Source organism: Acinetobacter baumannii (assembly GCF_009759685.1).
Lineage (GTDB): Bacteria > Pseudomonadota > Gammaproteobacteria > Pseudomonadales > Moraxellaceae > Acinetobacter > Acinetobacter baumannii.
The window spans coordinates 3,840,920-3,867,743 of sequence record NZ_CP046654.1 but is presented as its reverse complement, the minus strand read 5'-3'; the positions used below and the strand labels follow the sequence as shown (position 1 = coordinate 3,867,743).

The window sequence follows — 26,824 nt, the reverse complement described above, 5'->3', positions numbered from 1 at the left end:
TCCTTGTTATGCTCAAAGTTCGGCTGAGACCGTTACACCAGAAGCAAATCAGTCGGTAACAGATTCATTGGTACAACAAACTAATACAAATAACCCAAGTGATGTTCCAATTACCGATGTCGCTACTCTTGTAACTCAAGCACAGCAACAACAAGATAGCTTGGCTATATTGCAACAACAAGAACAATTTCCGAATCAGATTGAAGAATTTAAGCCAATTACGCTTGATAATCTTGAAGACTTACCGGTTATGCCTGTTGATCAGAATATGGCAAATGAAATTTATCGGGTAGCAGAAGAGGCAAAAAACGAGGCTCAAAACTTCCAGAATGGTACGCAAAAACAACCAGAAATGGTGGTGAATGACGCATCACAAGCAGAATTACATGAAATTAATCAGGCCCCTGTAAATATTGACCAGCTCATGCATGAGATTCAATCTGATAGTAAGATTGTGGTTGAAGCCAATGAAACAGGAAAAACTTTACCTGAGCTTACTGCTGCCGTTGAAGAGCCACCCGAAGAAAAAGGTTTCTTTAGACGTATATTCAATAAAATCCGTCCACCTCGGGTAATTCCAATGGAGCAGATACCCCGTATTACTGCTGAGGTTACGGGTGCGCCAGATGATTTAGCTAAAAATATCAAAGGTAAATTATCTACATTTACCCAAGAATCATTTGAAGATTTTAATGCAGCGCTACCGCAACTTAGGAGCTTAAGTAATCAGGCTGCTCAAGCTGTAGGTTATTACAATGCTGAGTTTCGTTTTGAAAAGTTAAGTGCCAGTCGCGTACGCGTTAATGTAACGCCAAATGAACCAGTACGGATTAATGAACAAAACATTGAATTTACTGGTGCTGGTGCAAAACAGCCACAATTTCAGGTCATTCGTTTAGTTCCTGACCAAGATGTAGGTGATATTTTTAATCATGGCCTTTACGAAACCACAAAAAGCCGAATTGTCGATGCTGCATCGGATAATGGTTATTTTGATGCGTATTGGCGTTTACATGACGTAAAAGTGAGCCAACCTGAAAATAAAGCGGATATTAACCTCAAGTATGAGACTGGTGAGCGTTATAAGCTTGGTAAGGTTGAGTTTCGCATGAGCGATCCATCAAAACCATTACCTTTAAATATGAATATTCTTGAAAGCATGGCACCGTGGAAAGAGGGTGATGACTATGCTTTTTGGCGTGTAAATGTTTTAGCAAATAACCTGACTAACTCACGTTATTTTAACTATACCTTGGTCGATTCAATTAAACCCGACCCAATTGAAAAACCACTTGAGTTACCACCCGATTTACAAGCGTTGGTCGATCAGCAGAATGTTGATATTGACGAATCGAAGCTGCTTCCTTTAGAGCAACAACAACTTGCCAAAGCACGCCAGTTGGCTTCCTCAAGTAAAGAAGTAACACAAAATGTGGTAGATGAAAAACAATTTGCCGGAACTGAAAGTGTACAAGCCGCCCCTGCATCTTTAAAAGCTGCAACTGTACAACATGAAGAACAAGAGTCTGAACAAGACCGTTTACAGGCTCAAGCTCGGGAAGAAAAACGTATACCAGTGATTGTGACGTTAAATGCCGATAAACTAAATAGTCTGGAAACAGGTATTGGTTATGGTACCGACACTGGCGCCCGTTTACGTAGCCAATATAGACGTTCGATTGTGAATAAATACGGTCATTCATTTGACGCAAACTTGGAGCTTTCCCAAATTCGTCAATCTATAGATGGGCGCTATAGTATTCCTTATAAACATCCGTTAAATGATTACTTTAATATTGTGGGTGGTTACGAGCGTGAGACGAGGGATGATATTGGTCCGGATGTAAGTTTACTTACAGAATCGGCAGTTTTAGGGGGTGAGCGAGTTATTAAAAAACCGCTCGGAAACTGGCAACATACTATTGGGGTACGTTATCGTCTCGACCGCCTAACTCAAAAGGGGAATGTGGATATCTCTGAGCTACCAGATGCATTTAAAACTGCTGCATCAGAGCAAGAAGCATTATTATTTAGTTATGAGACCTCTAAAACTTCAAGTAATACACGCTTAAACCCGACCAAAGCTTTTAAACAAACTTATAAATTAGAATTAGGTAGTGAAAGTTTACTTTCAGATGCCAATATGGCGATTGCAACTGCGGGTTGGAGATTTATTTATTCTTTAGGTGAAAATGATGACCATCAGTTTGTTGGGCGGTCCGATTTTAGTTATATTTTTACCGATGAGTTTGATAAAGTTCCATACAATTTAAGATTCTTTACTGGTGGTGACCAGACAATTCGTGGTTTTGATTATAAAAGTCTTTCACCAGAAGATAATGGATATAAGATTGGTGGACAGGCTCTAGCAGTAGGCTCTTTAGAATATAACTATCAATTCAAAGAGGGTTGGCGAGCAGCTGTTTTTTCTGATTTTGGTAATGCTTACGATAAGAGTTTTAGTAATCCGACGGCCTATAGTGTGGGTGTTGGTATTCGTTGGAAGTCCCCAATTGGACCAATTCGTTTAGACGTGGCTTCTGGTATTTCTGATGATAACCATCCGATTCGTTTGCATTTCTTTATTGGTCCACAACTTTAAAAATAAAATTTTATTAGGTTTATTTTATGGCGGAAGTAGAACAGCAGCCCACTTCGGCACCTAGCTCTCCTAAGAAGCGACGTATTTTGCGTAGCTTCTTGCTGACAATCTTGATCATACTTTTATTACTTGTTGCTTCCATCATTATTATGATGTCGACTGACCGTGGAAGTCGTTTTTTATTAGATCGTGTTTTACAAGCTCAGCAAGTCATTAAATACGAGTATGAGGGGGGTAATTTACTCAGGGGAATTATTCTTAAAAATATTATTGTTCAGTTAAAAGAAGTTGACGTTACTTTAGATAGAGCTGATGTCCGTTTAGGGTGGCGTTCTTTAATATTAGAAAAAGAAGTGCATTTGAGCAATGCAGATGTCCGTAACTTAGTTATTATTAACAAAGCTCCGCCATCGGATAAGCCATTTGAGTTTAAACCCATTAAATTACCATTTGTGCTTCGTGTAGATGTTGGAGATGTTGATCATTTAGAAATTAAAAATTCAGGTTCTGTCGTAAATTTCCATGATGTTCATTTAAATGATGCTTTGTGGTCAGAGACAAAACTGAAATTTGAAAATTCAAGTATGGATATGGGGTATCTTTCTGTTCATAACGCAACAGGAAATATGGACTTTAGCGGCAAATACCCACTGAATGCGACTGCAGATTTAAGAATTCCTTCTTTAAAAAGTTTAAACATCCAAAATATTAAGGTGGCAGCGCGGGGTAGTTTAGATACCTTGCAAGCCGGTGTAGCAACGACAACACCAGATTTATTAACAGGTTGGGTTGTTTTACATCCTGTTCGTCATGAAGTGCCTATGCAAGGTGCATTGTTACTCAAAAATTATCACTTGCCTTTACTGGTTGAGCAAAAATTATTTGCTAAAAACGGTGTAATTAAATTTCAGGGTGATATTAAGCAACTCAACTTAGCACTTGAGACAGATTTAAAAGGGGAGAATTTACCTGAAGGCCAGTACAACGCCTTAATGAATACTGATCTGGTTCATCAGTTGAATATTACTGATTTTAACGGGCAGGTCATGAAGGGTGCAGTTAATCTTAAAGGATTAGTGAACTGGAAAGATCATGTCACTTGGGACATCAAAGGTCGCCTAGATCATGTTAATCCTAAAGACAAAGCTATTCCACAGGTCGTTCAGGATTTCTTGCCGCCAAGTCTAGATGCAGCCGTTTCTTCAACTGGCTCTTTGGAAAAAGGTACGGAAGTATTTGCCAATGTAGACTTTGACCGCTATGAATCTTGGAAACTTAAACTAAACCAAGCACCTGAAAAGAATAAGAAGCCACAACCTATGTTTATGAATGTGGCTTGGGCAAATATAGATCGTGCTATGCCATATATAGGTTGGTTAAGTAGTGATAGTGGTCAAGTTGATTTGACTTTGCGAGATGGTCAGCAAGATATTAAAGTTTCGACAAAAGTATATCAGCATGAACAGACCTTATTACCGGCTGGACAATATTTAGCAACTTTGAATGTTAAAGATAATATTCTTAATGTTCCTAGTTTTAGTTTTGCGGCTCAAAAGGGTAGCCTCACAGGTCAGGCCAAAGTCTTATTACCAAGTGAAAAACGTCAGCTGGCATGGAATGCATTATTAAATGCAAAAGACTTTAATCCACAAAGTATACATACAGCGGCGCCAGTTAACTTGCTCAACGGATCAATTAAAGCCAGCGGTTTTGCAAAGCCAAATCAACAAATTATTCAGCTTGAAAAAATTGATTTAAAAGGTCGCTTGGCTCAAGCAGGTCAAGAAATGGTTGCGCTAGCTGGAAAAAGTACAGCAGCTTTATTATTTAATGATGTTAAAGCTGGTGGCGGTTTTAAAGGCTTTGCGGTCAATTATGACGGATCTTTAAAAGCGCTTAATCAAGCTAATGGACTATTAAAGTTTTCTATTGCAGGTACCCCAGAATTTATCCGAATTAGTCAGTTACAACATGATGGTGTTGCTGGGAAAATCTATGCGACTGGGGCATTAAATTTAAAAGACCGTATTGCTTGGGATATTAATAGCTCGTTAGTACGCTTTAAACCTCAATATTTTGCCTCTAGTGTAAAAGGCGAAATTTCAGGAAATGTAAAAACACAAGGCATCTGGTCTGACAAGTTAAAGCGTATTGATATTCAACAATTGAACCTTGCGGGTTATTTGAATAATAAGCCAGTCAGAGGTAAAGGTAACTTATCCATACTTATGGATTCGAACCAAAAAGGTTTTTTACCTCAGCAATTTGAGGCAAATAATCTATTTTTAGTTTATGCACAAAACCAGTTGCAGGCGACTGGTAATGCACAGAATTTAAAAATTAAGCTGAATGCACCTGCGCTTTATGAGTTGTATCCGGGTTTAAGTGGACGTGCATATGGAGACTTGAGTGTCCAATCTCAACCGCGTTTGAAAGCTACGGCTAATATTGCGGTTGATAATTTTGCATTTAATACATTAGTCAGTATTAAAAAACTTCGTATCCAGGGTGAATTGCCTACTTCCGAAACAACACCAACTCAGTTAACAGCAAAATTAGACAATTTACGTAGTGGTAGCCGTCAAATTCAGTCTGCTGAGGTGAATTTAACAGGAACAAGAAAAGCACATTTATTAAAAGTGCAAGGAAATAATAATGTTTCTAAATTCTATGTTCAGTTAGCAGGTGGATTTAATGCGAAGAATGATTGGTTAGGGCAAATTCAAAAAGGAAGTTTTGATTCACGCCGAATTCGTCTAGCACAAAATCAAAATGCACCAGTTGTTTTCTCATCGGCACGTTCTGAATTATATGTTGGGCAACATTGCTGGCAAAGTACAAATAGTCAGTTGTGTCTTGACCAGCCTGTGCGTGTGAGTAAAGCACAAGGTAATATTTCATTTGTTACTCAGAATCTAGATTTAGGTGATTTTGCTGCGTTCATGCCGGAAGGTTTGGCTATGACTGGCCAACTTAATGGTTATGCTAAAGCCTCTTGGGTAAATGGCGGGCATCCTAAGCTTGATGCACGCTTAGTGACCAGAAAAGGTGAACTGGGCTTAGCAGCGGAAGACCCGCAAGATCCACCGACTACTTTGGCTTATGATGAACTGAGTGTAATTGCGAAAAGTATTTCAGAAGGCTTATTGTTCCGTGTCGATGTAAAAACACCTGATATTGGTACAGGATATGCGAATGTTATTATTAATCCATACCAATCATCTATGCCGATGCATGGAGAGGTAGCTTTTAACGATGTACAGTTAAAAGTGTTAAAACCATTCATTCAAGATGTACGTTCAATGAGTGGTACCTTAGCCTTAGCTGGCAAAGTGAATGGTACTTTGACCCAGCCACAGTTTACGGGCGAAATGCGTTTGAAAAACGGGGCGATCAGTATGATTTCCCTGCCGGTTAATTTAACCAATGTACAGGTGTATTCATCTATTCGTCAGGACATGGCAACAATTGATGGTGCATTCAATAGTGGACAAGGTGTAGGGTTACTTAAAGGTAGTTTTGACTGGAAAAATGCACCGCGTCTACAGTTAAACTTAAAAGGTGATAACTTACTTGTACGTCAAGCTCCATTAATTACGGCCATTGCAAATCCGAATTTGACACTTGATATGTATCCTTTTGATAAGCGTTTAAGCTTGAAAGGATCAGTAGATGTTCCTCGTGCACGTATTTCAATGCCTGAAACAACTGCACCGGTGGTTAACACATCTTCAGATGTTCGTATTGTTCGCCAAGGTCAGGACCCACTTGCAATTTTACGTGCGGCAAAACCGTGGGATATCCGTGCAGATATCTCGGTAAATATTGGTAATCAAGTCATCTTCCAAGGCTTTAACAGTAATATTCCTTTAGTGGGACGTTTGAATTTAACTCAACGCGGTTATGAAACGGCAATGCGAGCAATGGGTGCTATTGGTGTAAGTCAAAAAGTGAAAATTGAGGCCTATGGTCAAAGCCTAGATTTAAACCGTGCAATTGCCCGTTTTAATGGTCCATTAGCAAACCCGACGTTAGATATTGATGCGAATAAAAATGTTCAGGGTAGTATGGTTGGGGTTCGTGTCACTGGTACTGCTTCATCACCAAACATTCAAGTTTATAATGATGCAGGCCTTTCTGAGCAAGAGGCATTAAATGCACTCGTGACAGGGCGTATTAATGAAGGTGCAAGTGGTTTAAGTAATGCAGAAGGCTTTAAATCTGATGTGAACAATACAATTGCTGCTGCCGGTATTAGTATGGGCTTGGGTGGTACTCGTGCTTTAACGAATCAAATTGGACGTACTTTTGGTTTGAGTGGTCTTGCATTAGATGCTCAAGGTACAGGGGATGATACTCAAGTAAGTTTAACTGGGTACATTACACCTGATTTATTTATTCGTTATGGTGTGGGAGTGTTTACTCCAGTCAATAAACTGACGTTGCGTTATCAAATGAACCGCCGTTTGTATTTGGAAGCAAGTCAATCTTTAGAACGAGCAATAGATTTATTCTATAACTGGCGATTCTAAACGCTTTAAGAACACTAAAAACCGAGATGAAAACATCTCGGTTTTTTATTGAAGTTGGGCAAAAATAAAGACATATAAGTAGAATTTTTGCAAAGTCTGTCAGATTCAGTATGATGTGGGCAGCATAGTCTGTGTAGAGTAATGATGAAAAAAGTTTTATTTGTTTTAATGGGCATGTTATTAGTCGGCTGTACAGAAAAAAAGCCTTTAACACCTGAAGAGCAATGGCATGGCTATTGTACAAGTGTGGGAAATGCAGCAAGAAGTATTCTGTTTGATCGTCAGCAAGCAATTGAGAAGCCTCAAGCCATTGAGCATGCTAATAAAATTGAGGACGAAATTACGAAAAAATTCATCTTTAATATTATTGAAAAAGTTTACGCCATTCCACAAGACGAATTAAAAACGAATCCAGAAGCCTTACAAGAAAAGATTAGAAAACAAATGACAGATGAGTGTTTGGTTACCCCACATGACAAAATGCCAAACTACAAAAAATTCTAAGTGTATAAGACATCGTCAAACACTCCACTAAGGTGGAGTGTTCTTTTAACTTAAAATACCGCATGATAAGTCAGTCATTAAGATCATTATTTATACACGGGTATTTAGTTACAAAATAATGGGCATCACGGAGAAACACCCCGCGCTCATTAACTTTTGGCTTGAACTCTAGTAAAATTTTGTAGTCCATATTACTTGTGAAGCTTTGTGAAAGCTGGAATTTACAAGTAATTTTTTAAAAAAAGAGGAATGAACACCGTGCTAGAAGCTTACCGCCAACACGTTGCTGAACGTGCCGCACTCGGAGTCCCACCGAAGCCACTTGATGATGCTCAAACTGCTCAACTTGTTGAGTTATTAAAAAACCCACCGGCAGGTGAAGAAGCATTCTTGGTTGATTTGCTTGAAAACCGTGTTCCTGCAGGTGTTGACCAAGCAGCTTACGTAAAAGCAGCTTTCTTGGCAGCGATTGCAAAAGGCGAAGCGACATCTCCGCTAGTTTCTAAAGAACGTGCAGTTTATTTACTAGGTACGATGCTTGGTGGCTATAACGTAGCGCCTTTAGTTGAGCTTCTGGATGATGCTGAATTAGGTAGCTTAGCTGCTGAAGCTTTGAAAAAAACATTACTTGTATTTGATGCGTTCCATGACGTAGCTGATAAAGCTAAAGCTGGCAATGCAAATGCAAAAGCTGTTTTACAATCTTGGGCTGATGCTGAATGGTTCACTAGTCGTAAAGATGTACCAGAAGAAATCAAAATCACTGTGTTCAAAGTAACAGGTGAAACGAACACTGATGACTTGTCTCCAGCTCAAGACGCATGGAGCCGTCCAGACATCCCATTGCATGCAAATGCAATGTTGAAAAATGAGCGTGATGGTATCAACCCTGAAAAACCAGGTGAAGTTGGTCCATTAAGCCAAATTAAAGAACTCATTGCTAAAGGCAATCAAGTTGCTTATGTTGGTGACGTTGTTGGTACAGGTTCATCTCGTAAATCTGCAACAAACTCTGTTCTTTGGTTCTTTGGTGATGAAATCGCTCACATTCCAAACAAAAAAGACGGTGGTGTGTGCTTAGGCGGTAAAATCGCTCCGATCTTCTTTAACACAATGGAAGATGCTGGTGCATTACCAGTAGAGATCGATGTTTCTAACATGAACATGGGTGACGAAGTTACTCTTAAAATCGATCATGCTGCAGCAAAAGTAACTGCGTTCAAAAATGGCGAACAAATCGCTGAGTCTGAACTTAAAACTCCAGTACTTTTAGATGAAGTACGTGCTGGTGGTCGTATTAACTTGATTATTGGTCGTGGCTTAACTGCTAAAGCACGTGAAGCTTTAGGTTTAGCTCCATCTACATTATTCCGTACTCCAGTACAACCAGCTGACACTGGCAAAGGTTTCACTTTAGCTCAGAAGATGGTTGGTCGCGCATGTGGTCTTCCAGAAGGTCAAGGTATCCGTCCAGGTACTTACTGTGAGCCTAAAATGACTACAGTTGGTTCTCAAGATACAACTGGTCCTATGACTCGTGATGAGTTAAAAGACTTAGCTTGCTTGGGCTTCTCTGCTGACTTGGTAATGCAGTCTTTCTGTCACACTGCTGCTTATCCAAAGCCAGTTGACGTACAAATGCAACATACACTTCCAGACTTCATCATGAACCGTGGTGGTGTATCTTTACGTCCAGGTGACGGTATTATCCACTCTTGGTTAAACCGTATGCTTCTTCCAGATACAGTAGGTACTGGTGGTGACTCGCATACTCGTTTCCCAATTGGTATTTCATTCCCAGCAGGTTCTGGTCTTGTAGCTTTCGCTGCTGCAACTGGTGTAATGCCACTTGATATGCCTGAATCAGTTCTTGTTAAGTTTAAAGGTAAAATGCAGCCTGGTATCACTTTACGTGACCTTGTACATGCGATTCCTTACTATGCAATCAAAGAAGGCGATCTTACTGTTGAGAAAAAAGGTAAGAAAAACATCTTCTCTGGTCGTATCTTAGAAATCGACTTAACAGAAATGGAAACTGACTTAACAGTTGAGCAAGCATTCGAACTTTCTGATGCTTCTGCTGAACGTTCAGCTGCTGGTTGTGCAATCACACTTTCAGAAGAGAAAGTTGCTGAGTACTTACGTTCTAACATCACAATGCTTAAGTGGATGATTTCACAAGGCTATGGTGATGCACGTACGATGGCTCGCCGTGTTGAAAACATGGAAAAATGGTTAGCAAACCCAAGCTTACTTAAAGCTGATGCTGATGCTGAATACACTAAAGTGTATGAAATTGACTTGTCAGAAATCAAAGAACCTATCCTTTGCTGCCCGAACGATCCAGATGATGCGAAACTTCTTTCTGACGTTCAAGGCGACAAAATTGATGAAGTATTCATCGGTTCTTGTATGACTAACATTGGTCACTTCCGTGCTGCTGGTCAGTTACTTGAGAAAGTACCAAGCGGTTCATTAACAACTCGTTTATGGTTGGCTCCACCAACACGTATGGACGAACATCAGTTAATGGAAGAAGGCTTCTATAACACTTATGGCCGTGCTGGTGCGCGTACTGAAATGCCTGGTTGTTCATTATGTATGGGTAACCAAGCACGTGTTGCGCCGAACACAACTGTTGTATCGACTTCTACACGTAACTTCCCTAACCGTTTAGGTCAAGGTTCTAACGTTTACTTAGCGTCTGCTGAGCTTGCATCTGTTGCTGCTGTACTTGGTAAATTGCCAACTCCAGAAGAATACCAACAATATGCAGCTCAAATTGACAGTATGTCTGCTGACATTTACAAATATTTGAATTTCGACCAAATGGGCGAATATACAAATGCTGCTGATAAAGTAGATACTAAGAAAATTGCTGCTGCTCAGTTGACTTAATAGGTCGATTTAGTACAAAAAAGGAGCTGATTATTCAGCTCCTTTTTATTTTAATGAGAATTGGTACATATTTTAATTATTAAAATAATAAATTAATCATGTTTTATTCTAATAAAATGTAAAAATAAATATAACGCTAGATATTAAAGAAGATTTTGTTTTAAAATATTTGTATGAACTTAAAAATAATTAAAAAGAACATGGGTATTTTATATATGGAATTTAAAAATGCTAAAGACAATTGTTGAATTTAAATTTGATGATTATCAGCTATATGATCAAAATTTATCAGCAGAAGACGGGAATACTTTAGTACAGAAAACTGAAGATATTGCACAATATATTTATAGTATATTAAAAAATAGATATCACTTAAATATTGAGTTAAATGCTGAGCGTTGGGGCTGGGAAATAGAAGTGCCATTACCTGAGATTACGATGTATATCGGTATTAGCGTTTATGAAGAATACAGTAATGGTTTTGCAATATTTATTTCACCAAATACACCAATTTTAAGAAGATTTCTTTTTAGAAAGTTAGATATTACTCACCATATTATGTTGCTACAAAATTATATTAATGTCATTTTGAAGTCCCATGCCGGTATATATGATGTGCAATGGTGGGAGGAAAATGAGTTTAGATATGTTGCAGCGCATTAAAATATAATTAGTAAATATGAAATATTATTTATGATTGTTTAGCTAATACAATTAATAAAATATTTTATTGGCCGCTATAGTGGTGAATTTACGTATGTGAGCTTAATATATGTTCAATATAACGTGGTTCAGATCCGTATGCGAATTTTAGCATGGAAGACAGTACGTCGGTTCTTCTATAACAACCTTCATAATCATGATTACGAAACGACAGTAAGTAGATGTATTAACTACTTTTTAGTTTTCTTAATTATTGGGAATGTAGTTGCTGTATTACTAGAAACAGTAAATGATCTGTATTACAGCTACCGTATATGGTTTGACTACTTTGAAAATGTCTCAATTGCAATTTTCAGTATTGAATATCTCTTACGGCTCTGGAGTGTAGTCGAGCGTGATCCGACCCAAGCTGCATGGAAGCAGCGTTTAGCATGGATGAAAAGTGGTGAAGCACTGATTGACCTCATGGCAATTTTGCCTGCGTATCTAAATTTCTTTGTACGAATAGATCTTCGTATGTTAAGAATTTTACGGTTACTTCGATTATTAAAATTAACTCGTTATTTCATTTCATTGCAAATATTGCTATGTGTGATTAAGCGAGAAAAAGGTTCTTTTCAGGCAGTGATTTTTATTTTAATCATTATGATTATTATGACTGCCTCTGGTATTTATGTCGTTGAGAATAAAGCGCAACCGGAAGCTTTTAGCTCTATTCCTAAAGCAATGTGGTGGGCGGTTGTGACTTTAACTACAGTTGGATACGGCGATGTCACACCAGTAACTAGTTTAGGAAAGTTATTGGGAGCCTTAATTACAATTCTAGGGGTAGGGATTGCTGCTTTACCGGCTGGTATTTTAGCTTCTGGTTTGGCCAATGAACTTAACCAGCGTAATCAGCGCCTTGAACAAGAGTTCCGTGAGTTACTTCAAGTGCGTGGTATTGATATCATGCATGATGAAGTTGAAATAGAACGTATTCGACAAAAAGTAGGGCTACCAAAAGAACAAGCGCATAATCTGATTATTCAAATTATGCGCGAAAAAGTATTAGAAGAGAAAGAAGCTGTTAGAGAGAAAAAATGTTATTGCCCGCACTGTGGTGAAAAGTTAACAGATTAGAGATTCAACGAAAGCCTGATCATACTCAGGCTTTTTGAGTTGCTTTTTCTACAGCAAATGCAATGAGTAAGATAATAAGGCCACCAAGGCTCAGTACAAAACCTACCCAGATTGGTGCAATCCAACCCATCTGATGGCTCAGTACCCAACCACCTAAAAAAGCGCCTAATGCATTAGCAAGATTAAAGGCGGAATGGTTAAGTGAAGCTGCTAGCGTTTGTGCATCACCTGCAACATCCATGAGGCGTGTCTGTAAAGCCCCACCTAAACCCATAACGGTTAGGCCAATTAAGAATAAAGAGCCAATTGCGCTATAGCTATTACTCATTAGAAAGCTTGCGACTACAAATGCGATCGCTGAGCTAATGAGTACGCCCACAATAGTTTTATTGAGGTTTTTATCTGCAAGCCAACCCGCAGCTAAACCACCAATCACCATCCCAATGCCCCACAGCGCTAATGCAATAGGAACAATCTGGATATTAACTTTAGTGTATTCAGTGAGAATTGGTGAGACATAGCTATATACCGAGAACATGCCCCCAAAGCCAATTGCGCCGACTGCAAGGGTTAACCACATATTTATATTTTTAAGCCCAGCTAATTCTGTTTTTATGCTGGCAGTAGCTTGAACTGGAATATTCGGTACAAAGCAAGCTACAGCAATTAAAGTAAAGAATGCGATTGTTGCTGAAAATTCAAAACCTGCTCTCCAGCCAAAATGTTGACCTAACCATGTTGCTAAGGGTACGCCAATAACGGTAGCAACGGTTAGTCCCATCATCATTTGCGCAACTGCTGAAGCTCTTCGTGAAGGGCCTGCTAGTTCAGCCGCGACTAAAGCGCCGACACCAAAATATGCGCCATGAGGTAAACCTGCAATAAAACGAGAGACTAAAACAGTTTCTGGGGTATGTGCTAAAGCTGTGCATGCATTGGCAATACCATAAAACAGCATGAGGCAAAGCAATAGGGTCTTTCTAGGTACTTTGGCACCCAAAATGGCAATAATAGGGGCACCAATAACAACACCTAATGCATAAGCACTAATAAAATGCCCTGCTTCAGGTACTGTAATCTTTAAATTGTGTGCAATTTCCTGAATAAGACCCATTGCGACAAATTCTGTAGTGCCAATACAGAAACCGCCTACTGCGAGAGAAAAAATTGCCAAGAAGAGTGAGTAATGTCGAGGGGAAGAAGAAGAGGATTGGGGTGACGCCATAATAAATTAATAAAAGGAAACTCAAAAAAGAAAGTATAAGGGAAAAGAGACCAAAATAATAAAAAACTAGAATCTCGAGAGGAAGTTTGCACATTTAAAACCGGAACATTTTATCTTTATATTGAATAATTTATCGAATTCTTTTATCAAATTGGATATGATGAGCGCGTAATACTTTAAGCATTACAATAAGTTGTATAAATACTTAAGAAATAGAGAAGTTAAATCGTGAGAAAATTATGTATTGCCTGCCTTATTGGTATGGCTATGTTATCTATGTCTGGTTGTGCCGTATTTATGGCTGGCAATCAACCAAGTAAAAAAAATTTAAATGTTTTAAATCCGGGTAGCTCTCGTAATTATGTTATTGCAGAGTTTGGGGCACCTGTATTGTCTGAGTACCGTGATGGGACAAGAGTTGAAATCTATACATTCCAGCAAGGTTATTCAAAGTGGGTGAAAGTAGGTCGTGCATTTGGGCATGGGGTTGCAGATGTTGCCTCAATAGGTTTATGGGAAGTATTTGGAACTCCAGCTGAAGCATACTTTAATGGTAAAGAAACAACTTATGAAGTGACTTATGGTGAAGATGATTTAGTAAAAAGTTATAAGCTTATTGACTTTAATCAAGCTTTTCCAAAAGTAAAAGAACAATGAGGTAATGAAAGAGGCCACTTGGCCTTTTTCTTTTTATATAAAAATCTTTAACTTAAATTTATTAATGATAATAAGAATTATTTTTATTTGTGTATAATACATTTGCTTATGATTTGTCTGTAAAAATTTAAATTTTCCTAATTAGGATCGAGAAAGAATGAATAGATTATTAGTAACATCACTTATTTTTGTATGTAGTTACAGCCTTGCTCATGAACCTTATGTTGCGCCATTAGCGTATAAAACTGAGCAGACACAAGTACCGGTAGTAGCTGGTTATGCTGAAGAAGCACTAAATAGTGAATACGCTTTAAAAGATGCCAAGCTTACCGTCATTACCCCTAAACAAGATCCTAAAGTTATTAATGCTGAAGCCCTACATAAATCTGTAACTGTTTTCGATGTTGCTTTACCGGAAGACGGTACATATATTCTGCAAACTCAGGCGACTTACCCTTTAAAATATGTATATGATCAAAAGGAGTGGCATTTATTTTTTGATTTACCAGCAGATAAAGCTCCGCCAAGAAAAGAGCGTGACTATCTAATTCCTGCTGATCTTAAAACTAAAAAAATTAAAACAGAGGAAGTAACAAGAGAATGGGTGTTACAAAGTTATCTTTCAAAAGGTAAAGTTTCAGATATTCAACTTCCAAATACACCAGTTAAAGTTAATTTTTCTGTTCATCCTAACCAGCTTAAAGTTACCCAAGCAGTTCAGCTAACCATAAGTGAAAAAGGCCAGAACCTACCTTATGCTGAAATTAATTTAAGAGAAAAAGGTGTAACTGATAAACAAGTACTACATTTTAAAGCTGATAATAAAGGACAAGTTGAACTTAAATTTCCAAAAGCTGGAGAATATTTAATGGAAGTCACAGCTCCAGTAGATTTAAAGTTAAAGCCTAAAAATCAAAATTATACGATTGTTAGCTTACAAGTTACCGAGTAAGAATATTTTCATTTTATAAAAAATAGATCTGAATGGGTCTATTTTTTATTTGTTAGTAAAGTCCATATGTAATTAACAAAAACTTATGTTGAGACAAATTAATTAATTTTGTGATAAGATGAATGGTATTCATTAGTGATGATTTATCTCCGTAACTCTGTTTAGTAATAAACAAGAGATAACTTAAAAATTTATAGATAAATTTATGTATTCAGGCTTGTGCCCATGTTAGAAATTCGACACCTTAAAACTTTAGTTGCTTTACGTGAACATGGTTCACTGGTCGCTGCAGCTAATGACCTATGCTTAACGCCCTCGGCTATTTCTCACCAATTAAAAGAATTAGATCATTGGTATGGGGTAGAGGTGGTTAATCGCCGCAGTCGACCTGTTAGTTTTTCTAATGTAGGACAACGCCTACTTAAGTTAGCTGATGATGTATTGCCGCAAATTCAGATTACTCAGAGTGACATTACACGTATTGTGCACGGACAAACGGGCAGAATTATTTTTTCATCTGAATGTCATAGCTGTTTTGACTGGCTAATGCCTTTACTCAATCAGTACCGTCAGCAATATCCAGACGTCGATTTAGACTTTGCTTCGGGATTTGAAGCGAATCCACATGAACTTTTACAAAATGCTGAGTTTGATTTACTTATTACAGCCGATCCGATTGCGCTAAAAGGAATCGAATACTTCCCGATTTTTGAATATGAGTCGCGTTTGGTTTTATCAAATACTCATCGATTGGTTCGTGCTGAAAATATTACTGTTCAGGATCTCGCAGAAGAGGTTCTTATTACTTACCCGGTTGATAAGCACCGTTTAGATATCATGTCGAAACTGTTTATACCTGCAAATATTCAACCAAAACAAATCCGAACAACAGACTTAACGCAAATGCTTATTCAACTTGTTGCGAGTGGCCGAGGTATTGCTGCTTTGCCAGATTGGGTAGTCAATGAATACGAACAAAAGGGTTGGGTGACTAGCCGCCGTCTAGATTGTGTTTCTCCAGCGGGTTTAAGACGTACATTGTATGCAGGTTATCGAACTGAAGAAAAAGAGAAGAGCTACTTTGAAGGTTTCTTAAAGCAGCTAGAAAAGTTTTCTTTAAAACGCACTTCTTACTATTCAGGTTAAAAGTACTTATTTAGCCTAAGCATTTATTAAAAGGTGCCTTCGGGTGCCTTTTATTTACCTATAAATAAAGATAATAGACCTGCTGCAATCAGTGGGCCAACAGGTACACCACGGAGTAAAGCTACACCTGCAACCGTACCAATAAGTAAGCCTGCCACAACATCAGGTTGGCTCGACATAAGTTTTACACCACGACCACCTAGCCACGCGACGAGCAGACCAATTGCAATAGCGACCAAAGATTTAAAACTAATAAAGGATTTTAAAATACTCTCTCCACTAAGCTTGCCACTTGCAATAGGGGTGAGTACGCCAATTGTTAGAATAAGTATGCCTAAGTTTAGGCCATGGGCCTGAATATAAGGAAAAAATTGATTTAAGGGCGTGATTTTTATGACGATTAGAATACCTGCTGCGATGGTTACAGCTGCATTTTGACTTAGTAAACCGCAGATAAGTAAAACTAATAAAACAACTAAATTAACATCAAATTGGGCAAGCATGAGAAGCGGCAAGAAAAGCAAATAATTTGAATTGTATAATAATTGAGAGCCAAAATGTCAGAGCTTTTAAGGTTAAAAAAGATCAAACAAAGGCTTTTTAGTGGAAATTTTCTTGTATATGACTCAATGATAAAGAGTTTTATCTGTGGTTACGCTTGGAAACAATGTTATATAAATTAACAACTTAAAAAGTATTCTTTTGAGATAGTGTGATATAAAAATAATCACTACTCATGAGTACAGGATTAATCTTATGGATATTATAGATATCAAGATCAAAGACCAATTTGATCAAATTCATGATGCGAAAGCTCAATTAAAGAAGAATTTAGTTGAACATGAAAATGAGCCTTTAAAGCTAAGTCAGCGTATCGAACATATTATTGTAGATAATGAGGTGATCTTACCCACTACAGAATTGCTATTTGAAAGTGAACAAAACGAAAAAATTTATCGTGTCATTGAAGAATAATTCAAAGTTAATGAAGTTAAATGCGAAGATGATAAAGCAGAAGGTAATAAAACACTAAAATTACGTTAAAATAATGGTTTCGTTTTAAAGAGAAAGCTTTATGCTGCTGGAAAAAATTTTACAATCACAAGGGTTTGGTTCACGTAAATATTGTCAGCAGTTAATAAAAAATGGTTCAGTAATTATTGATGGGGAGGTTGTGAGTGATCTCAAAAAGCAGTTCTCCCCAGAAAATTTTGAGTTTTCCGTTTTTGGCCAAAATTATCAATATAGAGAAAAAATTTATATTGCTCTAAGAAAACCTCAAGGTTTCGAGTGTTCTCATCATCCTCAGCATCATCAAAGTGTTTTTAGCCTACTGCCTGAAACCATGATTCATCGTGGTGTGCAGGCGGTTGGACGCTTGGATCAAGACACAACGGGTCTGCTTTTACTTACTGATGATGGTAAATATCTACAAGCTTTAACTCATCCTCGTAAACATGTACCAAAGGTTTATCACGTTACAACTTACGACCCCGTAACCCCTGAGCAAATTGAAATGCTTACTCAGGGTGTTAATTTACACCAAGAAAAGGGGGTATTTGCTGCCACAGATGTAGCACTACTAGGAACTCATCAATTAACGATGACTATTCATCAAGGTGTTTATCATCAAGTTAAAAGAATGATTGCAGCCGTAGGCAATAAAGTCGAGAAGTTACATCGACATCAAATTGGTCAATTGGTTTTACCTGAAATTGAGGAAGGGGGCTGGGTATATTTGTCGGAGCAGGAAAAACAACTCGCCCAAAATATTATTTAAGAAAACAATGAAATGTCTGAAACTCACTGTCTCTAATAAACCCCATTTTTTCATAGAGGCGGTGAGATTCATGATTATTCGATTGGGTTTCTAGGCTAATACGTAAAGCATTTTCTTGTTTTGCAAATAAAATCGCTGTATCAATGAGCTGTTTTGCCGAGCCTTGACGACGGAATAGGGGGGTAACATATACATCATCTAAGATGTAGTAAGTTGAACAAGCAACTGAAGAAAAACCTAAATAAAGCAATACGAACCCAGTAATTTTTTCGTCCTTAATATGGATAAAAAATACGCTCTCTTTATTCTCAAAACGTTGTTTTAAAAAATGATGGGATTCTTCGAGATTAGAAGATGCACCATAAAATTGTCGGTATTCATCAAATAGGACAGCGAGTTGGCTTAGATCTTCATAGGTCGCTCGTCTTACAATCATTAGGCGCTCCTTGTATTTATGTTTATATTTTTACAAAGAGAGCATAACTAAAAAAGAAGCGAATTGACGTTAAAAGTTGTTTAAAAATGCAACACCGTTAAGTTTTGTCACTTTCACCTAATAGTGCATTTAACTCTTCAAATAAATCTTCATGGTCATCATCTTCATTTAAAGTTGAAGCGTTCTGATTTAATGAAGATGCTTTTGCTTTTCTCAGTTTTAATAATTGTTCCATATTAATATTCTGGTTTTCGATCGCAAAAGGAATAGATTTGGTTAAGACGACTTGTTTAAAGAACAGTCGCACTGCTTGGGCAGGGGTAATCCCCAATTGTTTAAAAACAGCAAAAGCCTGTTTTTTCTCTTGGGAGTCAAGTCGAACCTGATAAACTTCTGTTTTTCGCATGAATAACAAAACCAAATGATTTTTAATTTTTAGGGATTTATTTTAAACCATCGGAATGTAATTTCAATGTCTTTCAGCATAAAAAATAATCTTTTTGTCATTACGATGCGATTACAGTGTCAATTCAAGCTGTGAATTGAAAACCATTTCCTGTTTTGTTAGCGGGTCTATAAAAGAAATTTGCTTAGCTAGAAGCTGTAAGGGCTGAGAAAAATCATCATCGGCTTTATGTTGAACTATTGGATAAAACGGATCATTTTTAATCGGAATTCCCAAATGATTTAAATGGACGCGGAGTTGATGCTGTTTTCCGGTGGTTGGCGTTAAACAATATTTAGCCCATGAGTGATTATGCTCAATCAACTCAATTTTAGTTTCGGTATTGGTTTTTGTATGTGTAATCACCTGCATTGTATAAAAGGGTGTACCTTTATCTAAATACAATTTTAAATTCTGAGGAAATTTTAATTCAGCTTTATATGCAGCGATTGCATGGTAAATCTTATTGACTTGACGATCTGCAAATAACTGTTGGTAAATTCCACGTGACTGTGGGCGTTTGCAAAATAAAACGACACCGGCAGTTTCACGGTCTAATCGATGGATCGGGGTTAAAAACTCATTACCAGTTTGCTTTTTTAATCGGACTAATAATGTTTCTTGTACATATTGCCCTGTTGGGCTAATCGTTAAAAAATGGGGTTTATCTACAACAAGCAAGTCATCATTTTCAAATAAAATCTGATGCTCAAAGGGAACATGTACTTCGTTAGCAAGGAATCGGTAATAAAAAATATGTGTGTTTGCTATATAAGAGCTGTTCAATGTTAATTTTTCGCCATTTGCCGCGTAAATAAGCCCATCTTGAAAACGCTGCTGCCACTCTGTTGCTTTTATATGTGGAAAATTTTCGCAAAGAAATTGATAGATGGTTTGTGCTGTCGTTTGTGGAGGAAGATAGACTTGGCTTGCGCTTACGCCATCAATCATAGGTGGGAAAAATTCAATCGGGCTAGACATAAAAGTGTGTCAATATTTAATAAATGTGATGTAAAAAAAGCCAACTTTAAGCACTTAAGTAGGCTTTAAAGCAGGGCAATGGTATCATATCGATTATTTTGAATCATGTTATGTGTGTTATGTCGTATTCATTGAAAATGGTCTTAAATCATGAAGAAGATACCCAGCGTTTAGCTCAGGCATTGGCGCAGCATGTTCAAGCTGGTGTGATTTATCTGATTGGAGATTTGGGCGCCGGTAAAACGACATTGACCCGTTATTTTTTGCAAGCTCTAGGGCATAAAGGCTCGGTTAAAAGTCCGACGTATACGTTGGTTGAACCATATAAAATCAATAATAAAGAAATTTTTCATTTTGACTTATATCGTCTCAATGATCCGTACGAACTTGAATTAATGGGAATCCGTGATTATCTAGATATTCAGGATGCACTATTTTTATTTGAGTGGCCATCGAAAGGTGGAGACGAAATCCCTGAAGCAGATATCATCATTGATATTCAAAAATCAGATGATGAACTCAATCGTTTCGTCACCTTAACTTTACCAACAGAGCATTTGTACCAGACTTTGCAGGAACAGCTTCATGACTGATGAAAAGCTAACACAACGTCGTATTCATACATTAGACGCCGCGTTAGCGAACCAGATTGCTGCCGGTGAGGTGATTGAACGTCCTTCATCGGTCGTAAAAGAATTATTAGAAAACTCAATTGATGCAGGTGCAACCGAATTAATTGTGCGGATTGCACAAGGCGGCTCAACATTAATCGAGATTATTGACAATGGACATGGGATTCATCCTGATGATTTACCATTGGCAGTGATGCGCCATGCAACCAGTAAAATTAAAACAGCAGAAGATTTACACGCGATTGTTAGCTTAGGTTTCCGTGGTGAAGCACTTGCTTCTATTGCAGCAGTTTCACGATTGACTTTAACCAGTAGCCAAGATGAAAGCGGAATTGGTCATCAGGTTGAGGTGAATGGTACCGCCTTTGATCATCAACAAGTCCAAGCTGTTGCTGCACAAAAGGGCACTCATATTCGAGTTCAGGACTTGTTTTTTAATGTACCTGCTCGCCGTAAATTTTTAAAAAAGCCAACCACTGAATTTGGGCATATTGAAGAAATTGTACGCCGTTTGGCTTTAACGCATTTTGATATACGTTTTGTACTTGAGCATAACGATAATATTCGAATTAATTTACCAATAGCAGATAGTGGTGAATTAAGATTTCAGCGTGTACAGCAATTATTGGGTCAACAGTTTGTTCAAAATGCTTACTGGATCGATGCCGAAAGTATTAACATGCGTTTGTCAGGTTGGCTAGGGCATCCTTCAGATGCACGTGCCCAAGCAGACTTACAATATGTGTATGTAAATGGCCGAATTGTGAAAGATAAAACCATTTCACATGCTTTAAGAATGGCATATGACGGTATTTTACATGGCCATCAGCATTCATCTTATTTACTTTTCTTAGAAGTTGATCCTGAAAATATTGATGTTAACGTTCACCCGACAAAACATGAGATTCGTTTTCTAAATCAACGTGAAGTACATGAGTTTGTAAGACATTATGCTAAAGAAACATTAGCACAATTTCAGACAGCTAGTGCTGATTTAGCACAAGCCATGAAAGTGGATGATATTCAAAATCTTTCGGTACAACCTCAGCCTAAATACCAAGAACAATTTACATTGCACCGTACAGCGCAAGCCGCTGATACAGCAGTAGACAAACCAAATGGTTATCAGCCTTCTACTGAGCTTTTAACTGATTTTAATAATAGTCGTCCCCAAGCTGTTCATTATGCGGAACAAACTCCAAAATATAATGGTTCTGCGCAGTTAAATAATGCATTAAAGACTTACTTGGCTCCATTACGTGATCAACCTGCTAATTTTTCAGTTGATGAAAATATTGAGCCTGTCGCTAAGGTAGATGAATTTCCATTAGGTATCGCAATTGCCCAGCTTCATGGAATTTATATTTTGGCGCAAAATACTGAAGGCCTGATTATTGTTGATATGCATGCAGCACATGAGCGTATTTTGCTGCAACAAATGAAAAATGCTTGGGATAAACCTGAGTTCTGGACATCTCAACAGTTGCTTATCCCTAAAGTGATCTCAATTAGTCGTATGCAAGCTGTTCGTGTTGAGGATTTAAAACCTCAGCTTGAACGCTTAGGGTTAGAGATTGATTTATATGGCGATGAGCAAGTCATTGTGCGTGGTGTGCCGGCTATTTTGCAAAAAGCGGATTTTGAAAATCTTATTCCCGAACTTCTCAATGACTTAGATCCAAATGATGAAGCACAAGGTTTATTGCAAAAGCGTGATGAACTGTTAGCAGGTATGGCGTGTCATGGTGCAGTACGTGCTCATCGACAACTTAGTCTCTCAGAAATGAATGCTTTACTTCGCCAAATGGAACAAACCGAATTTGCGAGCCAATGTAACCATGGTCGCCCAACTTGGCGTGCATTTCCATTATCTCAACTAGATAAATTATTTGCTCGAGGAGAGTAGTTTTACATGTCAAATCAATTGCCCGTCATCAATTTAATGGGACCGACTGCAAGCGGAAAAACCGCTTTGGCATGTGAACTCTATGAACGTGGAAATTTTGAATTAATTTCAGTTGATTCTGCACTTGTATATAAAGATATGGATATTGGTACGGCTAAGCCAACGCGTGAAGAGCAGGAGCTATATCCGCATCATTTAATTGATATTATTACTCCACTTGAGGTCTATTCGGCTGCTCAGTTTGTTGAAGATGCTTGCGCTTTAATTGATGAGATGCATTCACGTGGCAAAACTCCTATTTTGGTAGGAGGAACCATGCTGTATTTCAAAGCTCTCTTAGAAGGATTATCAAGTAACTTGCCAAGTGCAGATGCAAATGTTCGCGCAGCAATTGAAGAAAAAGCAGCAAATGAAGGGTGGCAAGCTGTTTATGATGAGCTGGTGGCAGTAGATCCGGCGGCTGGAGTGAAGTTTAAGGTTTCTGATAAACAAAGAATTATTCGGGCGTTGGAAGTTTACCGTATTACAGGTCAACCAATTACCAAATTGCAGGCAGAACAACCAAAAAATGTACCATATCGATACACATTTCATAACTACGCTTTACTTCCAGATCGGTTAGAATTACATCAACGCATTGAGCAAAGATTAAGCAAAATGTGGGATATCGGTTTTTTGAGTGAAGTCGAGTCTCTAATTGAAAAATACGATTTAGATGAAAATTTACCCTCTATGCGTTCTGTTGGTTATCGACAAGCTCTAGAATTTCTATTAAAAAGTGATATGAGTCTCAAAAAAAAGCAGGAAATGGAGGATAAAGCCTTATTTGCAACACGACAACTTGCCAAACGTCAATATACGTGGTTACGTTCTTTGCAAGAAATACACGATTTTAAAACTTACTTGACGATAAAGCAGGCGAAAGAAGACTTGCGAAACTCTTATGGATAAAGCAAAATTTGCACACTGTCTTTTTATAATTTTTAGTTGAAAAATAAAGATAGTTTTTTTGCGCTGATTTAAAAATTTTTTTTTGGAGTTAAAAATGTCTAAAGGTCAAACTTTACAAGATCCGTTCTTAAATTCTCTCCGTAAAGAACGCATCCCAGTTTCTATTTTCCTTGTTAACGGTATTAAATTACAAGGTCATATTGAATCTTTTGACCAATATGTTGTTTTATTAAAAAATACTGTAAGTCAAATGGTTTACAAACACGCAATTTCTACAGTTGTTCCAGCTCGTAACCCACGTCCAGCAGGTGCACAAGGTGCAGGTTTCCCAGCTCAGGGTGGTAGTCAAGGTGGCTTCGGTGGTCAAGGCGCTGGCTTTGGTGGTGCTCAAGGTGCTGGCTTTGGTGGTCAAGGCGGCTTCGGTGGTCAAGGCGGCTTCGGCGGTCAAGGCGGCTTCGGTGGTCAAGGCGGCTTCGGTGGTCAGGGTGGCTTCGGTGGTCAAGGCGGCTTCGGTGGTCAAGGCGGCTTCGGCGGACATCAAGGCGGTTTTGATAACGATTCTAAATTTGAAGATGGTCAAGATGACGAAAACAATCGTTAATTGATTAGCTTGAAAAAAACCAGTCAGTGATGACTGGTTTTTTTATGGCTTTAAAAATATAAAAAAGCATATTAAAGCTACCTGCGGTCCATCTCTGTTTCTTAAAATTTAAATTAATAGGTTCTTTGCAAATGGTATTAATATTTGCTGCAGCATTGTGCAGTGTTCTGGTTTCTGTACTACTTAAAAATTTAAAGAAAAAGGGATATCAACCCATGCAAATGATTGCATGGAATTACGCAAGTGCCAGCTTGCTATGTTATCTGTGGTTTAAGCCAGATATTCAGCATATTTCTATACAACATACACCTTGGTGGCTAATAGTGGCTTTAGGCGTCATTCTACCGAGTATTTTTTTGTGCCTTGCTAAATCTTTAGAGTACGCAGGTATTGTCAAAACCGAAATTGCTCAGCGGCTGTCCGTGGTACTTTCTTTATTAGCGGCTTATTTCTTTTTCCAAGAGCAGTTTAATTCTCTTAAATTATTAGGGATAGGTTTGGGAATTTTTGCTGTTCTCTTAATTTTATTGGGTCATTTCAACGAGTCTTCCAGATCTCAATCAAAAAAAGCAATTTTTGCTTTGATGAGTGTCTGGTTTGGATATGCCGCTGTAGATATCTTGTTAAAATATACGAGTAGCTTAGGCCTACAGTTTACTTTGACTTTAAATCTAATTTTTATAACGGCCTTTGTTTTATCGATTATTTATTTAATATTTCAAAAAAATTCAGCATGGCATTTTAAAAATACTTTTGCTGGGTTAATGCTAGGCGCACTAAATTTTTCAAATATTGCCCTATACGTTAAAGCGCATATTTTACTCAAAGATTCTCCGGCCATTGTCTTTGCGAGTATGAATATTTTGGTCGTGTTACTTGGAATAGTTTGTGGCGTACTTTTATATAAAGAAAAATTAAAATTACCAACCCTCGTAGGAATTATTTTAGGAATAAGCGGACTAGTGAGTTTAGCCTTAGCTATGAAATAGGAGTTCAAAAGACTGTTCTTTTGAACTCCGCTAAGTTCTTATAAATGTGTAAAAATAACTTCATCCGGCAGACGAGATTTTGGCAATTTCGCATTGAAGTCATTTTCGCTTCTATAACCCAGTGAAACAATTACAGAGCTACGCAAACCTTTTTCTTTTAAGCCAAATTCTTCATTTAAAACATCTTCGTCAAAGCCACCCATTGGGGTTGCATCTATACCTTCAAGACCAGCTGCAAACAGTAGTTGTCCTAAAGCGATAAAAGTTTGATTTTCCATCCAGCCGAATAAGTTCTTTTGCTCATTACGGTAAAACTCAACATAGCCATGACGAGTATCCTTTTGACCAAGTTTGGCTTTCTCATCTTTAAAACGACCACTTAAATCATCTTGTTCAAGTAACTGGTTTAAATATTCGGGTGAAATATCTGTTCTTGTACAAAATACAAGGGTATGTGATGACTCAAGAACCTTGGGTGCATTGTAGGCATATCGTCCTGTTAAGGCTTTGGCAATGCGTTCTTTAGCAGTAGGATTGTCTGCAACCAAGAAATGCCAAGGTTGAATATTCACTGAAGAAGGGGTAAAGCGTAAAATTTCTAATAACTTATTGAATTTTTCTTGAGGAATTTTTTTCTCGGGATCGTACGCTTTGGTAGTGTAGCGACTTTTAACCGTATTTAATAAATCCATACTTTACTCCATATCAATCTTATTACAATGGAAGGGTTCTAATCTTTGGCATCATACGCGATTTTAGAGAAAAACATCTGCATTTTAATGTGATAAAGAAATATAATACTTATATAAATTTTTTACTAATTTATTGAAAATGTTTGAATTAATCCCAATTAATCGAAAAAGTAAGCTGCGAGAAATTAGAATTATTAAAGCCTTTCTAATTTTTGCATTTGTATTGTGTCTTTTAATTTTATATATCGAATATCAAAAGTATGCACATATAAACTGGAAATTTGTATATATTACCTGTCTATGTATGATTTGGGATTTTGATTTAAATAAAAAAATTAAAGAATTGAAAGTTCAAATAAAAAGTGATTAATTTCTAGCTAATAATTCCAGACAATCAATTCGAGCTGTTGCGTATTTGAAGATGGATCAATTTCCAGAATATAAGCCTGATCTTCACGCCAATCGCCAAGAACAATCCGCTGTTTATGTTGTAATTGATGAATTGCTGGACGGTGAGTGTGTCCATGAATAAGTATATCTACATCTGTGAGGGCAGAGAGAACAGCTTGTTCATTTACATCCATAATTTCATAACTTTTTTGCTGTTTGTCTGAATGACTTCTTTTGCGAAAACCATTGACCAGTTTTGTACGGAAACTCAAGGGGGTACGGCGTAAAAAAGCAACTAGGAAGGGGTTTCGGATAATTTTTTTAAATCTTTGATAGGAAATATCATCAGTACATAACGCATCGCCATGTTCCAAACGGTATTGGTGACCTGCAATGTTGAGATAATAAATATCAGGAAGTAATACACCATTAAACTTATCAAGGAAAACCTGATTTAAAGCAAAGTCTCGGTTACCCACTTGGAAATAAACGCGATTCCCTTTTTGGTTAAATACTTTTAAAGCCTCGACAATTTCGTCGAGCCAAGGCGCTGAATAGTCATCACCAATCCAAGCATTAAACCAATCACCTAAAATATAAAGCTGTGTTTGTTTATTTTGATAATGTACCAACAAATCTAAAAACCCTCGAACGAGTCGAGGGTGTTCAGGTGACAAGTGTAAATCTGAAATAAACAGATAAGTCACAGCTTTATCCTAA

The 26,824-nt window shown here is 37.6% G+C and carries 23 protein-coding genes and 1 pseudogene; 17 read left to right on the top strand and 7 right to left on the bottom strand.

Translation table 11 applies throughout. The features are described from left to right. Nucleotides 1-103 precede the first annotated feature (103 nt). The 6 genes and pseudogenes from GO593_RS18420 to GO593_RS18395 all read left to right on the top strand — a co-directional run. A pseudogene (locus GO593_RS18420) lies at nucleotides 104-2,602 on the top strand (autotransporter assembly complex protein TamA); the annotation flags it as partial. Between the two features lie 26 nt (nucleotides 2,603-2,628). Next, on the top strand, nucleotides 2,629-7,134 hold the full coding sequence (locus GO593_RS18415) for a translocation/assembly module TamB domain-containing protein (protein ID WP_000852513.1): 4,506 nt from the start codon (nucleotides 2,629-2,631) through the stop codon (nucleotides 7,132-7,134). A gap of 141 nt (nucleotides 7,135-7,275) precedes the next feature. Continuing rightward, a complete protein-coding gene (locus tag GO593_RS18410) occupies nucleotides 7,276-7,638 on the top strand; it encodes a hypothetical protein (protein WP_031945363.1) in 363 nt (120 codons plus the stop codon). A gap of 258 nt (nucleotides 7,639-7,896) precedes the next feature. Continuing rightward, nucleotides 7,897-10,536 carry a bifunctional aconitate hydratase 2/2-methylisocitrate dehydratase gene (locus tag GO593_RS18405; RefSeq protein WP_000888596.1) on the top strand — a complete coding sequence of 880 codons (2,640 nt, stop codon included), beginning with the start codon at nucleotides 7,897-7,899 and terminating at the stop codon, nucleotides 10,534-10,536. A gap of 228 nt (nucleotides 10,537-10,764) precedes the next feature. Next, entirely contained in the window at nucleotides 10,765-11,199 is a 435-nt protein-coding gene (locus tag GO593_RS18400; protein WP_000920881.1) for a hypothetical protein, read from the top strand. 138 nt (nucleotides 11,200-11,337) lie between these two features. Next, nucleotides 11,338-12,321, top strand: a complete 984-nt coding sequence (locus GO593_RS18395) for an ion transporter (protein ID WP_001221039.1) — start codon at nucleotides 11,338-11,340, stop codon at nucleotides 12,319-12,321. Nucleotides 12,322-12,346: 25 nt separating this feature from the next. On the opposite strand, the gene GO593_RS18390 is transcribed toward GO593_RS18395, so the two are convergent. Further along, nucleotides 12,347-13,546: an MFS transporter gene (locus tag GO593_RS18390; RefSeq protein ID WP_001983659.1), complete on the bottom strand. Its 1,200-nt coding sequence runs from the start codon at nucleotides 13,544-13,546 to the stop codon at nucleotides 12,347-12,349. Between the two features lie 228 nt (nucleotides 13,547-13,774). On the opposite strand from GO593_RS18390, the gene GO593_RS18385 reads away from it, so the two are divergent. The 3 genes from GO593_RS18385 (at nucleotide 13,775) to GO593_RS18375 (ending at nucleotide 16,301) form a co-directional block, all read left to right on the top strand. After that, nucleotides 13,775-14,203 carry a membrane protein gene (locus GO593_RS18385; protein ID WP_001228338.1) on the top strand — a complete coding sequence of 143 codons (429 nt, stop codon included), beginning with the start codon at nucleotides 13,775-13,777 and terminating at the stop codon, nucleotides 14,201-14,203. A 157-nt stretch (nucleotides 14,204-14,360) separates the two neighbouring features. Beyond that, the gene (locus GO593_RS18380; protein WP_001080976.1) at nucleotides 14,361-15,155 is read left to right on the top strand and encodes a DUF4198 domain-containing protein; all 795 of its coding nucleotides are present in this window, start codon (nucleotides 14,361-14,363) and stop codon (nucleotides 15,153-15,155) included. Between the two features lie 225 nt (nucleotides 15,156-15,380). After that, nucleotides 15,381-16,301, top strand: a complete 921-nt coding sequence (locus GO593_RS18375) for a LysR family transcriptional regulator (protein WP_000890088.1) — start codon at nucleotides 15,381-15,383, stop codon at nucleotides 16,299-16,301. 50 nt (nucleotides 16,302-16,351) lie between these two features. Here the strand turns inward: GO593_RS18375 and GO593_RS18370 are convergent, their stop codons facing one another. After that, nucleotides 16,352-16,804, bottom strand: a complete 453-nt coding sequence (locus GO593_RS18370) for a DUF441 domain-containing protein (protein WP_000880860.1) — start codon at nucleotides 16,802-16,804, stop codon at nucleotides 16,352-16,354. A gap of 253 nt (nucleotides 16,805-17,057) precedes the next feature. Here GO593_RS18370 and GO593_RS18365 point away from each other — a divergent pair, with 253 nt between their 5' ends. Both GO593_RS18365 and GO593_RS18360 read left to right on the top strand, forming a co-directional pair. Further along, nucleotides 17,058-17,276 carry a hypothetical protein gene (locus GO593_RS18365; RefSeq protein WP_000351255.1) on the top strand — a complete coding sequence of 73 codons (219 nt, stop codon included), beginning with the start codon at nucleotides 17,058-17,060 and terminating at the stop codon, nucleotides 17,274-17,276. 100 nt (nucleotides 17,277-17,376) lie between these two features. Continuing rightward, nucleotides 17,377-18,081 (top strand): pseudouridine synthase, encoded by a 705-nt coding sequence (locus GO593_RS18360; RefSeq protein WP_000923628.1) that lies wholly within the window; start codon nucleotides 17,377-17,379, stop codon nucleotides 18,079-18,081. On the opposite strand, the gene GO593_RS18355 is transcribed toward GO593_RS18360, so the two are convergent. The 3 genes from GO593_RS18355 to GO593_RS18345 form a co-directional block, all read right to left on the bottom strand. After that, nucleotides 18,074-18,517: a GNAT family N-acetyltransferase gene (locus GO593_RS18355; RefSeq protein ID WP_000637089.1), complete on the bottom strand. Its 444-nt coding sequence runs from the start codon at nucleotides 18,515-18,517 to the stop codon at nucleotides 18,074-18,076. The two genes, GO593_RS18360 and GO593_RS18355, sit on opposite strands and share 8 nt — an antisense overlap. A 97-nt stretch (nucleotides 18,518-18,614) precedes the next feature. Then, a complete protein-coding gene (locus tag GO593_RS18350; RefSeq protein WP_001232531.1) occupies nucleotides 18,615-18,923 on the bottom strand; it encodes a type II toxin-antitoxin system RelB/DinJ family antitoxin in 309 nt (102 codons plus the stop codon). A gap of 111 nt (nucleotides 18,924-19,034) precedes the next feature. Then, nucleotides 19,035-19,943, bottom strand: a complete 909-nt coding sequence (locus GO593_RS18345) for a pseudouridine synthase (RefSeq protein ID WP_000097955.1) — start codon at nucleotides 19,941-19,943, stop codon at nucleotides 19,035-19,037. Nucleotides 19,944-20,062: 119 nt separating this feature from the next. On the opposite strand from GO593_RS18345, the gene tsaE reads away from it, so the two are divergent. The 5 genes from tsaE (at nucleotide 20,063) to GO593_RS18320 (ending at nucleotide 25,022) form a co-directional block, all read left to right on the top strand. Continuing rightward, nucleotides 20,063-20,536 (top strand): tRNA (adenosine(37)-N6)-threonylcarbamoyltransferase complex ATPase subunit type 1 TsaE, encoded by a 474-nt coding sequence (gene tsaE, locus GO593_RS18340; protein ID WP_031944287.1) that lies wholly within the window; start codon nucleotides 20,063-20,065, stop codon nucleotides 20,534-20,536. Continuing rightward, nucleotides 20,529-22,481 (top strand): DNA mismatch repair endonuclease MutL, encoded by a 1,953-nt coding sequence (gene mutL, locus GO593_RS18335; RefSeq protein WP_000129002.1) that lies wholly within the window; start codon nucleotides 20,529-20,531, stop codon nucleotides 22,479-22,481. The genes tsaE and mutL overlap by 8 nt, the downstream gene beginning before the upstream one ends. 6 nt (nucleotides 22,482-22,487) lie before the next feature. Further along, a complete protein-coding gene (miaA, locus tag GO593_RS18330) occupies nucleotides 22,488-23,432 on the top strand; it encodes a tRNA (adenosine(37)-N6)-dimethylallyltransferase MiaA (protein WP_000070779.1) in 945 nt (314 codons plus the stop codon). A gap of 94 nt (nucleotides 23,433-23,526) precedes the next feature. Next, the gene (gene hfq / locus GO593_RS18325) at nucleotides 23,527-24,033 is read left to right on the top strand and encodes an RNA chaperone Hfq (protein ID WP_000033651.1); all 507 of its coding nucleotides are present in this window, start codon (nucleotides 23,527-23,529) and stop codon (nucleotides 24,031-24,033) included. 131 nt (nucleotides 24,034-24,164) lie between these two features. After that, nucleotides 24,165-25,022 carry a DMT family transporter gene (locus tag GO593_RS18320; RefSeq protein WP_005143900.1) on the top strand — a complete coding sequence of 286 codons (858 nt, stop codon included), beginning with the start codon at nucleotides 24,165-24,167 and terminating at the stop codon, nucleotides 25,020-25,022. Between the two features lie 38 nt (nucleotides 25,023-25,060). On the opposite strand, the gene nfsB is transcribed toward GO593_RS18320, so the two are convergent. Next, the gene (gene nfsB / locus GO593_RS18315) at nucleotides 25,061-25,714 is read right to left on the bottom strand and encodes an oxygen-insensitive NAD(P)H nitroreductase (protein ID WP_000365034.1); all 654 of its coding nucleotides are present in this window, start codon (nucleotides 25,712-25,714) and stop codon (nucleotides 25,061-25,063) included. Nucleotides 25,715-25,853: 139 nt separating this feature from the next. Between nfsB and GO593_RS18310 the strand changes: the two genes are divergently transcribed. Continuing rightward, nucleotides 25,854-26,084: a hypothetical protein gene (locus GO593_RS18310; RefSeq protein WP_000462403.1), complete on the top strand. Its 231-nt coding sequence runs from the start codon at nucleotides 25,854-25,856 to the stop codon at nucleotides 26,082-26,084. A gap of 7 nt (nucleotides 26,085-26,091) precedes the next feature. On the opposite strand, the gene GO593_RS18305 is transcribed toward GO593_RS18310, so the two are convergent. After that, nucleotides 26,092-26,811 (bottom strand): UDP-2,3-diacylglucosamine diphosphatase, encoded by a 720-nt coding sequence (locus tag GO593_RS18305; protein WP_000221671.1) that lies wholly within the window; start codon nucleotides 26,809-26,811, stop codon nucleotides 26,092-26,094. Nucleotides 26,812-26,824: the final 13 nt, after the last annotated feature.

Bases quoted from the DNA above. Each gene is read 5' to 3' on its own strand.
- GO593_RS18410 (WP_031945363.1), top strand. From the start codon at position 7,276: ATGATGAAAAAAGTTTTATTTGTTTTAATGGGCATGTTATTAGTCGGC.
- mutL (WP_000129002.1), top strand. From the start codon at position 20,529: ATGACTGATGAAAAGCTAACACAACGTCGTATTCATACATTAGACGCC.
- nfsB (WP_000365034.1), bottom strand. From the start codon at position 25,714: ATGGATTTATTAAATACGGTTAAAAGTCGCTACACTACCAAAGCGTAC.
- GO593_RS18380 (WP_001080976.1), top strand. From the start codon at position 14,361: ATGAATAGATTATTAGTAACATCACTTATTTTTGTATGTAGTTACAGC.
- GO593_RS18365 (WP_000351255.1), top strand. From the start codon at position 17,058: ATGGATATTATAGATATCAAGATCAAAGACCAATTTGATCAAATTCAT.
- miaA (WP_000070779.1), top strand. From the start codon at position 22,488: ATGTCAAATCAATTGCCCGTCATCAATTTAATGGGACCGACTGCAAGC.
- GO593_RS18370 (WP_000880860.1), bottom strand. From the start codon at position 16,804: ATGCTTGCCCAATTTGATGTTAATTTAGTTGTTTTATTAGTTTTACTT.
- GO593_RS18415 (WP_000852513.1), top strand. From the start codon at position 2,629: ATGGCGGAAGTAGAACAGCAGCCCACTTCGGCACCTAGCTCTCCTAAG.
- GO593_RS18320 (WP_005143900.1), top strand. From the start codon at position 24,165: ATGGTATTAATATTTGCTGCAGCATTGTGCAGTGTTCTGGTTTCTGTA.
- GO593_RS18400 (WP_000920881.1), top strand. From the start codon at position 10,765: ATGCTAAAGACAATTGTTGAATTTAAATTTGATGATTATCAGCTATAT.
- hfq (WP_000033651.1), top strand. From the start codon at position 23,527: ATGTCTAAAGGTCAAACTTTACAAGATCCGTTCTTAAATTCTCTCCGT.
- GO593_RS18350 (WP_001232531.1), bottom strand. From the start codon at position 18,923: ATGCGAAAAACAGAAGTTTATCAGGTTCGACTTGACTCCCAAGAGAAA.
- tsaE (WP_031944287.1), top strand. From the start codon at position 20,063: ATGTCGTATTCATTGAAAATGGTCTTAAATCATGAAGAAGATACCCAG.
- GO593_RS18345 (WP_000097955.1), bottom strand. From the start codon at position 19,943: ATGTCTAGCCCGATTGAATTTTTCCCACCTATGATTGATGGCGTAAGC.
- GO593_RS18395 (WP_001221039.1), top strand. From the start codon at position 11,338: ATGCGAATTTTAGCATGGAAGACAGTACGTCGGTTCTTCTATAACAAC.
- GO593_RS18375 (WP_000890088.1), top strand. From the start codon at position 15,381: ATGTTAGAAATTCGACACCTTAAAACTTTAGTTGCTTTACGTGAACAT.
- GO593_RS18390 (WP_001983659.1), bottom strand. From the start codon at position 13,546: ATGGCGTCACCCCAATCCTCTTCTTCTTCCCCTCGACATTACTCACTC.
- GO593_RS18360 (WP_000923628.1), top strand. From the start codon at position 17,377: ATGCTGCTGGAAAAAATTTTACAATCACAAGGGTTTGGTTCACGTAAA.
- GO593_RS18355 (WP_000637089.1), bottom strand. From the start codon at position 18,517: ATGATTGTAAGACGAGCGACCTATGAAGATCTAAGCCAACTCGCTGTC.
- GO593_RS18310 (WP_000462403.1), top strand. From the start codon at position 25,854: ATGTTTGAATTAATCCCAATTAATCGAAAAAGTAAGCTGCGAGAAATT.